An 11728-nucleotide genomic window follows, 5' to 3' on the forward strand; every position below is an offset into this window, starting at 1 on the left:
CTTCCTAGCGAAGCGAAGCAATCCAGACTGCCGCCGCGGAGACAGTCTGGATTGCTTCGTCGCAAGAGCTCCTCGCAATGACGGAGCGCGAAGGCGCGCTCCGCTAGCCTGACAATTCCGGCTGCCAGTCCCGCAGTTTCCTCGCGGCGCCGGTGACGTCGGCGATCGTCCGAAACGCCACCGCCTCCACCATCATCCCCCGCGCCAGCCGCACGGCGCGGGCTTCGCTGATGGCGCGCCTCTTCGGGTCCTCGATCAGCTCGAAGTCGATGTTGTGGGCGAGGCCGAAGATGCGGCGGATGGTCTTGGCGGCGGCAAAACCGACGGTGTCGGTGAAGAGACGCTGCATATAGGCCTGCCGCTCGAGCTCCAGCCGCGCGGCGCCCTTCTCCCCGGCGAACAGCGAGACCGGATAGGCGTCGCCGCCGGCGTCCGACCGCCAGAGCTCGAGGAATTTTCGCGCGAACTCGTTCCAGACCTGGTCGACCGTTTCCAGCACCCAGCTCTCAAAGGCCTGCCGCTCGCCCGGCGCGCGCTCGTGGCCGGCGGAGGCGAAAAAGGCCATCAGCAGATTGGCGAGCACCGCGCCGACGTCAAACCCCATCGGGCCGTAGAACGCGAATTCGGGATCGATCACCCGCGTCTCGCTCTCGGCCATCATGATCGAGCCGGTGTGGAGATCGCCGTGCAGCAGCGCTTCCGGGCTCGCCATGAATTTCAGCTTCAGCCGGGAGATCGCGACATGCAGCTCCATGTCGTCGCGCAAGGCCGCAGCCAGGCCGTCGAGATAGGGCGCGGTCCAGCGGTTCTGCTCGGCGATGCGATAGGGATCGGTGAAGATCAGATCCTCGGTGATCTTGCACAGCGCATGGTTGCCGGCGAAGGCCGCGATGGCCTCCTTCTTCTCCGCGGCTGTGAGCGCGAGGTCTGAGGTGAAGAACAGCGTCCGCGCCATGAAGGTCGTGATCTCGTCGACGAAGCGCGGATAGCGCGTGCCGGCGACCAGCCCCTTGCGCATGATGATATGGGGCTCGAGCAGCTCCATCACCGTGAGCGCCAGCGTCTCGTTGTGGTGCAGCAGAGCCGGCACGAGGCCGGGCGCGAGCTGGGCCTGCCGGGTCAGCGCGAGATATTCGTAATGGGCCCGCGACAGCGGCAGCGGCCAGCTCTCGCCGACGAGGCGGACGTAAGGCAGCGCCTGCTTCACGGCGATGCCGCCGCGCGCACCCTTCACGATGAAGACGAGGTTGAGATTGCCGTCACCGACCTCGGTGATCACCCAGGCCGCCGGCGCGCCGCCGAGCAGTGCTGCGATGTCAGGCAGGCCTGCGAGATAGTCCCGCAAGGCCGCTTCCTGCAAAATCCGATAGTCCCCCGTCCGGCTCCCGGTCATGACGATCCCATCCCATGCTTGATAGCCGGATCGTTACTCGCGCTCCAGGAAGCTCGAGCCGATCTCGGCCTTTCTTTTGATCGGATCGTAATCGCAATAGATGCTGTCCGCCACCAGCGTGTAGCTGGCGCTGACGGTGTATTTGTCCAGCTTGACAGAGTTCAGCCCGATCACCGAGGTGCTCTTGCCGCCGTTCCATTTGAACGGCGTCGAGCTCTTGGCCTGCTCGCAGGCCGCGACAGCCTCGTTGAAGACGTAGCCCTCGACGAACGCCTTCAGCGTTCGTACCTGCACGGCCATCTTCCACTCAAAATAGCCGATCGCACTGATCCCGGCGACGATCAGCACCAGAAGCGCGACGACGATCCTCTGAAAAGTCATTCGTTCCCCCAACAACGCAAATAAGTACAGAATTCTAAGCGAGTGATGCGACTAGGCAAGGTCTGTCGAGGAGGTGTCACACCTCTCCCGAAGGGAGAGGTCGGATCGCATCGAAAGATGCGATCCGGGTGAGGGGTTACAGCCTCACCGTACGCTGCGGCCCCTCACCCGGATTGCTGCGCAATCCGACCTCTCCCCTCCGGGGAGAGGTGAAACTAAAACGGCATTCCCATCAATTTCGACAGCCGCTCGATCGAGAGATAGCCGGCCTGATAGGCCGCCATGCCGAGGCCATAGATGATCGCCGAGATGATCGTGGTCCAGATCAGCTTGCGCTTCATGCCGGTCAGGACCGGGGCGCCGGGGTCGGTGCCGGGCGCGCCGACGCCATCCTCGTGCTGGCTGCGCACGCCGAACGGCAGCGTCAGAAACAGCGCGATCCACCAGATGACGAAGTAGATCGCGAGTGCGGTTGAGATCTGGACGGCCATGGTGCGGCTTATGCCTGCTCGATTTCGACCAGCGCGCCGGAAAAGTCCTTCGGGTGCAGGAACAGCACCGGCTTGCCGTGGGCGCCGATCTTCGGCACGCCGTCACCAAGCACCCGCGCGCCTTCCTTCACCAGGGTGTCGCGCGAGGCGATGATGTCGACGACCTCGTAGCAGATGTGGTGGATGCCGCCGTCGGCATTGCGCTCGAGAAACTTTGCGATCGGCGAGGTCTCGCCGAGCGGCTCGATGAACTCGATCTTGGTATTGGGAAGCGTCGCGAACACGGTGGTGACGCCATGCTCGGGCAGCGCGACGGCCTCCGAAATCTGCGCCCCGAAGGCCGCGCCGTAAATCCTGGCGGCCTTGATGGCGTCCTTTGTGGCGATCGCCACGTGGTTGAGCCGACCGAGCATGTTCGTCTCCCTTAGACTGTCAGGACGTGTACCAGACAGGGGGGCTTTTTGCCCCAATGTTCGTTGATGACGGCCCGGACGGCCCGTCGCACCGATTCCGCCAGCGCATCCGGATCCCTGCGGCGCGCCTTGGGCAGGCCCTCGATCGTGGACATCACGGCGTCGAAAACGATGTCGTCAAGCGGCTCACCCGCCCGGTTCTTCTCGGGGATGCCGACCAGATCGACCTCGGGCTCGTCGACAAGCTCGCCCTGCGCGGTCATGGCGATGGCGACGAAGGCGCAGCCGGAGAACGCCATGCGGCGGCGCTCGACCACGGCGCGGGACTTTGAATCCTCCAGAATGGTGCCGTCCTTGTAGAGCCGGCCCGACGGGATCTCGCCGATGATGCCGGGATCGCCGGGGCCGAGCTTGACGAGGTCGCCGTTGCGAATGACCAGGACCCGCGGCACGCCGGCGGCACGCGCGAGCTTGGCGTGCTCGTTCAGGTGCAGCGCTTCGCCGTGGACGGGGATCAGGAGCTGCGGCTTCACCCAGGAGATCATGTCGCGCAGCTCGTCGCGGCGGGGATGGCCGGAGACATGAACCAGATGGTCGCGGTCGGTGAGCACCTCGACGCCCTGCAGCACCAGATTGTTGATGATCGAGCCGACGGCCTTCTCGTTTCCGGGAATGGTGCGCGAGGAGAAGATCACGCAGTCGCCGCGGTTGAGCGTGATCTCGGGATGGTCGTCATTGGCGATGCGCGCCAATGCGGCGCGAGACTCGCCCTGGCTGCCGGTGCAGAGCGCCAGCACCTTGTCCTGCGGCAGATGGCCGTAGACCTCAGGCGAACGGAAATTCTGCACGCCGTCGAGATAGCCGGTCTCGCGCGCGACCTGCACTACGCGCTCCATGGCGCGGCCGACCACGACGACCTCGCGGTCGGCGGCCTTCGCGGCATCAGCAACAGCCTTGATGCGGGCGACGTTGGAGGCGAAGGTCGTCACCGCGACGCGGCCCTTGGCGGCTTTCACCAGATCAATGATGGTCCGGGCAACCTCGGCTTCCGAAGGCGAGCGGCCGTCGCGCACGGCGTTGGTGGAATCGCCGATCAGCGCAATCACGCCCTCCTCGCCGAGCTCGCGCAGCCGCTTCTCGTCGGTCGGGCGTCCCAAGGTCGGAGTCGGATCAATCTTCCAGTCGCCAGTGTGCAGCACCGTGCCGGCCTCGGTATGGATCGCCAGCGCATGCGCTTCCGGAATCGAATGCGCGACCGGGATGAACTCCACGTTGAACGGGCCGACATCGATGCGGCCGCCCGACGGGACGATGGTGACCGGGATCTTCGGCGCATTGCGCTCCGCAGCGCATTTGGCCTCGAACAGCGCCGCGCTGAACTGCGTCGCGTAGATCGGGCATTTCAGCCGGGGCCAGAGATCGATGATGGCACCGAAATGATCCTCATGGGCGTGGGTCAGCACCAGGCCCATCAGGTTCTTGCGTTCCTTCTCCAGGAAGCTGATGTCGGGCATGATCAAGTCGATGCCGGGCAGATGCTCCTCGTCGCCGAAGGAGACGCCGAGATCGACCGCCAGCCAGGACCGCTGCTGCCGGTTGCCGAGGCCGTAGATCGACAGGTTCATGCCGATCTCGCCGACGCCGCCGAGCGGTGCAAATACCAGTTCGTCGGGTCTCGCCATCACGCAGCTCCCACCGACCGGACCGGGCCAAAGAACACCTCGCCCGCGGCGATCGGCACGCGACGGCCCTCCGCGGTGCGGACGATCAGGCAGCCAGTGTCGTCGATCGTGTCAAAAATGCCTTCCAGCACCTTGGTTCCCGTGTGGATCGCGATCGGCTCGCCAAGGCGGGCGGCGCGCTCCAGCCAGAGTTTTCGGATCTCGGCAAAACCGCGGCCATTGTCCCAGATGCCGCGGAATTCGACCCAGGCGTCCGTCAGTTCGGAGAACAGCTCCTCGGCGCTGATCTGGACGCCGAGCGCTACAAGCGACACCGCCGGTGTCGGCGTGCCCTCGGGCGCCGCCACGATGTTGGTGCCGATGCCAGCGACGATGGCGAGGCGATCGCCGACGGCTTCGGCCTCCAGGCCAATGCCGACCAGCTTCTTGCCGTTGGCAAGGACGTCATTCGGCCATTTCAGGGTGTATCGGGGCCGGTCGGGGCCGAGCCGCAGCGCGGCCTCGAGACTGACTTTCTCGAGCGCGGCTTCCTCGGCCAGCCCTGCGGCAAAACCGATGGTGGCGGCCACCGCGGGTGCGATGTCCAGGACTTCGAGGACGCTGGCCGCGAGATTACCGCGGGGCGAGACCCAGGCACGCTGGCGACGGCCGCGGCCGGCGGTCTGCTCCGCTGTCACGAACCAGATCGGGCCGCGCTCGCCGGCGCGCGCACTTTCGATCGCGTCGGTATTGGTCGAGCCGGTCTGCTCAGAAGCAGCGAGCTTGTAGCCCGCCGCGATGGCACGAGGACCGAGCGCGAACCCCATCCTAGAACAGCGACTTGGCGGCGGCGGAGGCGACGCTCACCACCGGACCCGCGAACAATGCGAACAGGATGTTGAACAGGCCAAAGACCGCCATCACCGTCTTCACCTCGACGCGCACCGGATCGACCTGGCCTGCCGGCTCGTCGAAATACATCGTCTTGACGATGGTGAGATAGTAGTAGGCGCCCACGACGCTGGAGAGCACGCCGATCACGGCCAGCGTGAACAAATTCGCCTTGATGGCTGCGACGAAGACGTACCATTTGGCGAAGAAGCCGGCGAGCGGCGGAATGCCGGCGAGCGAGAACAGCAGCATCGCGAACATGAAGGCGAGCAGCGGATTGGTGCGCGAGAGACCGGCGAAATCCCTGATCTGCTCAACGGCCTGGCCGTTTCGCTTCATCGAGAGGATGATCGAGAACGAGCCGAGCGTCATCGCGACATAGATCACGATGTACATCAGCACGCCCTGCGCGCCCTCGACGGTGCCGGAGGCAAGGCCAACCAGCGCAAAGCCCATATGGCCGATCGAGGAATAGGCCATCAGGCGCTTGATGTTGCTCTGGCCGATCGCGGCGAACGAACCCAGCACCATCGAGGCGATCGCGACGAACACCAGGATCTGCTGCCACTGCGAGACAATGCCCGGGAATGCGGTCAGCGTGACGCGGGTGAACACGGCGAGCGCGGCCACCTTCGGCGCGGAGGCGAAGAAAGCGGTGACCGGGGTCGGAGCGCCCTCGTACACGTCCGGCGTCCACATGTGGAACGGCACAGCCGAGACCTTGAAGCAAAGGCCGGCGAGCAGGAAGACCAGGCCAAAGACGAGGCCGACATTCGCTGATGTCGCAGCCGTTGCGATCCCGGCGAAGCTGACCGTGCCGGTGAAGCCATAGATCAGCGAGGCGCCATAGAGCAGCATGCCCGAGGACAGCGCGCCCAGCACGAAGTACTTCAGGCCGGCTTCGGTCGACTTGGCGTTGTCGCGGTTCGAGGCCGCCACGACGTAGAGCGCGAGCGACATCAATTCGAGGCCGAGATAGAGCGAGATCAAATCACCGGCCGAGATCAGCACCATCATGCCGAGCGTCGAGAGCAGCACCAGGATCGCGTATTCGAAGATGCGGCGCGACGGGTCGGACAGGAATTCGGTCGACAGCACCAGCGTCACCGCCGAGCCGATCAGGGCCAGGATCTTCATGAAGCGGGCGAAGTCGTCGACGATGAAGCTGCCGCCGAAAGTCACCTGCTTGCCTGCCGGCAGCGTGTATTCGAGCACGCCGACCACGATCAGCAGCAGCACCGCGAGCGTCGTGACCGTGCCGGTAGTCCCCTGCCCGCGATAGGCGCCGAGCATCAGAAGCGCCATGGCACCGATCGCGAGCACGAGCTCGGGCAGCACCGGCGCCAGTTGATAACCTGCAGTCGTAAAGCTCATGGCGATATCCTGACCTGCCCAATCACTGGAGCAGTGCGGCGGCCTTCACGGCCGTCACAGCGGTGTTGTAATTGTTGACGAGTTGCTGCACCGAGGCGGCCGACATGTCGAGCACCGGCTTCGGATAGACGCCGAACAGGATCGTCAGCGCGATCAGCGGGAACAGCGTCACGCACTCACGCAGAGTGAGATCCTTCATGCTCGCCAGCGACGGCTTGACCAGCGCCCCGAACACGACCTTGCGGTAGAGCCACAGCGCGTAGCAGGCCGACAGGATCACGCCGAAGGTGGCGAAGAACGCGGTCGAGACCGAGACCTTGAAGGTGCCGAGCAGCGTCATGAACTCGCCGACGAAACCGGAGGTGCCGGGCAGACCGACATTGGCCATGGTGAAGATCATGAAGGTCAGCGCGTAGAGGGGCATCCGGTTGACGAGGCCGCCATAGGCCGCGATCTCGCGGGTGTGCATGCGGTCGTAGACGACGCCGACGCAGAGGAACAGCGCGCCGGAGACGATGCCGTGCGAGATCATCTGGAACACGCCGCCGGCGACACCCTGCATGGTGCCGGCGAAGATGCCCATCGTGACGAAGCCCATATGCGCGACAGACGAGTACGCAATCAGCTTCTTCATGTCCTCCTGCATCAGCGCCACCAGCGAGGTGTAGATGATGGCAATCGCGGACATGGTGAAGATCAGCGGCGCGAAATCATGCGAGGCCAGCGGGAACATCGGCAGCGAGAAGCGCAGGAAGCCGTAGCCGCCCATCTTCAGCAGGATCGCGGCGAGCACCACGGAGCCTGCCGTCGGCGCCTCGACGTGCGCGTCAGGCAGCCAGGTGTGCACCGGCCACATCGGCATCTTCACCGCAAACGAGGCAAAGAAGGCCAGCCACGCCCAGGTCTGCAACGACCGCGGCACGGCGGTGTGCATCAGGGTCGGGATGTCGGTGGTGCCGCCGTTCCAGTACAGCGCCATGATGGCGAGCAGCATCAGAACCGAGCCGAGCAGCGTGTAGAGGAAGAACTTGAACGACGCGTAGACCCGGCGCGGACCACCCCAGACGCCGATGATCAGGAACATCGGGATCAGGCCGCCTTCGAAGAACAGATAGAACAGCACGAGATCGAGCGCCGAGAAGGTGCCGACCATCAGCGTTTCCAGGATCAGGAACGCCATCATGTATTCGCGGACGCGGTTGGTGATCGCCTTCCAGCTCGCGATGATGCAGAACGGCATGATCGCGGTGGTGAGGATCACCAGCGGCAGCGAAATGCCGTCCACGCCCATGTGGTAGGTGATGCCGGTCGCAAGCCAGTTCGCCTTCTCGACGAACTGGAAGTCGGCATTCGACGGGTCGAAGCGCATGACCAGGAGCACCGACACCGCGAAGGTGATCAGCGTGGTCCAGAGTGCGATCCAGCGCGAATTGCGCTTGGCCGCCTCGTCATCGCCGCGGCTCAGGTAAACGATCAGCGCGCCGACCAGCGGCAGGAACGTCGTGACCGATAGGATGGGCCAGGTAGTCATTTACTGGCCTCCAAAGCCGAACATGAACCAGGTGATCAGGCCGGCGGCACCGATCAGCATGGCGAAGGCGTAGTGATAGAGATAGCCGGTCTGGATCTTCACGACGTTGCGGGTGACATCCAGCACGCGGGCCGAGATCCCGTCGGGACCGAAGCCGTCGATGATGAAGCCGTCGCCCTTCTTCCAGAGCTGGTAGCCGATCCACTTCGCCGGACGGACGAAAATGAAATCGTAGAGCTCGTCGAAGTACCATTTGTTGAGCAGGAACTTGTAGAGCATCGGCTGCTCTTGGGCGAGCCGAACGGGGATGTAGGGCCGGCGGATGTAGAAGATGTAGGAGACGACGAAGCCCAGAACCATCATCACCGACGGCAGTTGACCGAGCAACCATGGCATCTGCTCCATGTCCTCAAGAATGTGAGGGTTCATCTTCACCGACTCGCGGAAGAACTCCTCCACACCACTGCCAACAAACAGCCCGTAGAACGGATAGCCAGCAAAGAAGCAGCCGACAGCGAGGACAATAATCGCGCTCCGCATCCACCAGGGGCTTTCGTGCGCCGCTTCGTAGTGCTCCGCGTCATGCGGCTCGCCGTGGAACGTCTTGAACATCAACCTCCATGAATAGAATGAAGTCAAACCGGCGGCCACGACCGTCAGAATGTAAGCGTAAGTCGCTAAAGGGTTGTGCGAGGCATAGGCGGATTCGATGATGGCGTCCTTCGAGAAAAAGCCGGCGGTTAGCGGGAATCCGGTCAGGGCCAGCGTCCCGATGAACATCAGGCCATAGGTCATGGGAATCTTGCGCCACAGCCCGCCCATCATGCGGATGTCCTGCTCGTGATGCATCGCATAGATCACCGAGCCGGAGCCCAAGAACAACAGCGCCTTGAAGAAGGCGTGGGTGAACAGATGGTACATGCCGACCGAATAGGCCCCCGCCCCCATCGCCACGAACATGTAGCCGAGCTGCGAACAGGTCGAGTAGGCGACGATGCGCTTGATGTCGTTCTGGACGAGGCCGATGGTGGCGGCGAAGAACGCCGTGGTGGCGCCGAAGAACATCACGACGGCCTGCGCGTTCGGGGCGAGCTCGAACAGCGGCGACAGGCGCGCCACCATGAACACGCCGGCGGTCACCATGGTCGCGGCGTGGATCAGCGCCGAGACCGGGGTCGGGCCTTCCATCGCGTCCGGCAACCAGGTGTGCAGCAGGAACTGCGCCGATTTGCCCATCGCGCCCATGAACAGCAGCAGGCAGGTCAGCGTCAGCGCATCGGCGTGCCAGCCGAGGAAGTCGATGGTCTTGCCGGAGAGGCCGGGAGCTGCGTGGAAGATGGTCTCGAAATCGGTCGAACTGGTCAGGTAGAAGATCGCGAAGATGCCGAGCGCAAAGCCGAAATCGCCGACGCGGTTGACCACGAAGGCCTTGATGGCGGCGGCGTTCGCCGACGGCTTCTGGTACCAGAAGCCGATCAGCAGATAGCTCGCCAGACCCACGCCTTCCCAGCCGAAGAACAGCTGCACGAGGTTATCAGCAGTCACCAGCATCAGCATGGCGAAGGTGAACAGCGAGAGATAGCCGAAGAAGCGCGGCCGGTACGGATCCTCGTCCATGTAGCCGATGGAATAGAGGTGCACGAGCGAGGACACGGTCGTCACCACCACGAGCATCACCGCGGTGAGCGTGTCGACGCGCAGCGTCCACCAGACTTCGAGCTCGCCGGAGAAGATCCAGGGCAGAAGCTGATACCGGGCGTCATGGCCATTGAAGCCGACATCGACCAGCGTCATCCAGGACAGCGCCGCCGCCACGAACAGGAACGCCGTGGTGATCAGCTCGGCGCCGCGCGAGCCCGCCGCAGCCGGCTCGACCGGTCCGTGGCCGTGGTCATCGTGAGCATGATCGTCGTGACCATGGTCGTCATGAGCCGCCGACGCATGCGCGTCGCCGTGGCCGTGATCGTCGTGATGCTCGACCGTGTAGCCTGAGGGGTTGCGCGCATGCGCACCGAACAGCGAGATCAGGCCAGCAAGAATGGCGCCCAGCAGCGGCAGGAAAACAATTGCCTGAACCATGACTTATTTCTCTTTCCGCATGATCTGGCCGGAAAACCGGTACCCACTTTTCCGGATCATGCGTTAGCCCTTCATCAGATTGACGTCCTCAACCGCGATCGAACCGCGGTTGCGGAAATAGACCACCAGGATGGCAAGACCGATCGCGGCTTCGGCGGCAGCAACGGTCAAGACCAGCAGCGCGAAGACCTGACCGACGATGTCGCCGAGGAAAGTCGAGAATGCCACCAGGTTGATGTTGACCGAGAGCAGGATCAGCTCGATCGACATCAGGATGACGATGATGTTCTTGCGGTTCAGGAAGATGCCGAGGATCCCGAGCGTGAACAGGATCGCGCCGACCGCCAGATAGTGCCCGATCCCGATCGTCATTTCACCCACTCCGCCGCGTCGCTGTCCTGCAGCCCCTGCCCCGGCGCCACCTTGCGCATTGCCATCGCCATCTCGGGCGTGCGCGCGTTCTGAACGTTGATGTCCTGCCGCTTCACATTCGCCTTGTGGCGCAGCGTCAGCACGATGGCGCCGATCATGGCGACCAGCAGCACCATGCCCGCGAGCTGGAAGTAGTGGACATACTTCGTATAGAGCACGAGGCCGAGCGCCTCGGTGTTCGAGACGTTGGTCGGAATCGGCGCCGTGATGGTCTTGCTCACGGTCGGATTGATGACCCAGAAGCCGACGGTGAGCAGCAGCTCGAACAGGAAGATGCCGCCGATCACGAGACCGACCGGCAAGTATTCGATGAAGCCCTCGCGCAGCTCGGTGAAGTCGACATCGAGCATCATGATCACGAACAGGAACAGCACCGCGACCGCGCCGACATAGACGACGATCAGGATCATCGCGAGGAATTCGGCGCCCAGCAGCACGAACAGGCCGGAGGCGTTGACGAAGGCGAGGATCAGGTACAGCACGGAGTGAACGGGATTGCGCGAGACAATCACCATCACCGCCGAGGCGACGCAGACGCCGGCGAAGAGATAGAAGAACAGCGCGGGAAGGATCATGCTCTCATCTCACCGGTAAGGCGCATCGAGCTCGATCGCCTTCGCGATCTCGCGTTCCCAGCGGTCGCCATTGGCGAGCAGCTTGGCCTTGTCATAGAACAGTTCCTCGCGGGTCTCGGTCGCGAACTCGAAGTTCGGACCTTCGACGATGGCGTCGACCGGGCAGGCCTCCTGGCAGAGGCCGCAATAGATGCACTTCACCATGTCGATGTCGTAGCGCACGGTGCGGCGGGTGCCGTCGTTGCGGCGCGGGCCGGCCTCAATGGTGATGGCCTGCGCCGGGCAGATCGCTTCGCACAGCTTGCAGGCGATGCAGCGCTCTTCGCCGTTCGGGTAGCGGCGCAGCGCATGCTCCCCGCGGAAGCGCGGCGAGATCGGGCCCTTCTCGAACGGATAGTTCAGCGTCGGCTTCGGCTGGAAGAAATAGCGCATGGCGAGGAAGAACGCCGAGACGAATTCCGACAGCAGAAGCGAGCGTGCAGTGGCGTTGATGTTGATACCCATGAC

The 11728-nt window shown here is 63.7% G+C and carries 12 protein-coding genes; all 12 read right to left on the reverse strand.

From position 1 onward, the window contains the following. Positions 1-103: 103 nt before the first annotated feature. On the reverse strand, positions 104-1393 hold the full coding sequence (gene mtnK / locus V1280_RS08105; protein ID WP_334521462.1) for an S-methyl-5-thioribose kinase: 1290 nt from the start codon (positions 1391-1393) through the stop codon (positions 104-106). A gap of 33 nt (positions 1394-1426) precedes the next feature. Further along, positions 1427-1774: a hypothetical protein gene (locus tag V1280_RS08110; RefSeq protein WP_334521465.1), complete on the reverse strand. Its 348-nt coding sequence runs from the start codon at positions 1772-1774 to the stop codon at positions 1427-1429. Positions 1775-1989: 215 nt separating this feature from the next. After that, a complete protein-coding gene (locus V1280_RS08115) occupies positions 1990-2265 on the reverse strand; it encodes a DUF1467 family protein (protein WP_148773692.1) in 276 nt (91 codons plus the stop codon). An 8-nt stretch (positions 2266-2273) separates the two neighbouring features. Next, on the reverse strand, positions 2274-2678 hold the full coding sequence (gene mce, locus V1280_RS08120) for a methylmalonyl-CoA epimerase (RefSeq protein ID WP_334521470.1): 405 nt from the start codon (positions 2676-2678) through the stop codon (positions 2274-2276). A gap of 11 nt (positions 2679-2689) precedes the next feature. After that, complete coding sequence (locus V1280_RS08125; protein ID WP_334521472.1) at positions 2690-4360, reverse strand: ribonuclease J; 1671 nt, start codon at positions 4358-4360, stop codon at positions 2690-2692. After that, complete coding sequence (locus V1280_RS08130; RefSeq protein ID WP_334521475.1) at positions 4360-5166, reverse strand: biotin--[acetyl-CoA-carboxylase] ligase; 807 nt, start codon at positions 5164-5166, stop codon at positions 4360-4362. Before V1280_RS08130 ends, V1280_RS08125 begins: the two co-directional genes overlap by 1 nt. A 1-nt stretch (position 5167) precedes the next feature. After that, positions 5168-6604 carry an NADH-quinone oxidoreductase subunit NuoN gene (gene nuoN, locus V1280_RS08135; RefSeq protein ID WP_334521479.1) on the reverse strand — a complete coding sequence of 479 codons (1437 nt, stop codon included), beginning with the start codon at positions 6602-6604 and terminating at the stop codon, positions 5168-5170. Positions 6605-6626: 22 nt separating this feature from the next. Beyond that, positions 6627-8135, reverse strand: a complete 1509-nt coding sequence (locus V1280_RS08140; protein ID WP_334521481.1) for an NADH-quinone oxidoreductase subunit M — start codon at positions 8133-8135, stop codon at positions 6627-6629. Next, on the reverse strand, positions 8136-10214 hold the full coding sequence (gene nuoL, locus V1280_RS08145; RefSeq protein WP_334521484.1) for an NADH-quinone oxidoreductase subunit L: 2079 nt from the start codon (positions 10212-10214) through the stop codon (positions 8136-8138). A 63-nt stretch (positions 10215-10277) separates the two neighbouring features. After that, positions 10278-10586 (reverse strand): NADH-quinone oxidoreductase subunit NuoK, encoded by a 309-nt coding sequence (gene nuoK / locus V1280_RS08150; RefSeq protein WP_074122220.1) that lies wholly within the window; start codon positions 10584-10586, stop codon positions 10278-10280. Further along, positions 10583-11221: an NADH-quinone oxidoreductase subunit J gene (locus V1280_RS08155; protein WP_334521492.1), complete on the reverse strand. Its 639-nt coding sequence runs from the start codon at positions 11219-11221 to the stop codon at positions 10583-10585. Before V1280_RS08155 ends, nuoK begins: the two co-directional genes overlap by 4 nt. Positions 11222-11230: 9 nt before the next feature. Then, entirely contained in the window at positions 11231-11719 is a 489-nt protein-coding gene (gene nuoI, locus V1280_RS08160) for an NADH-quinone oxidoreductase subunit NuoI (RefSeq protein ID WP_027529879.1), read from the reverse strand. Positions 11720-11728 lie beyond the last annotated feature (9 nt).

The organism is Bradyrhizobium sp. AZCC 2230, assembly GCF_036924495.1.
In the GTDB taxonomy this organism is placed as follows: Bacteria; Pseudomonadota; Alphaproteobacteria; order Rhizobiales; family Xanthobacteraceae; genus Bradyrhizobium; species Bradyrhizobium rifense.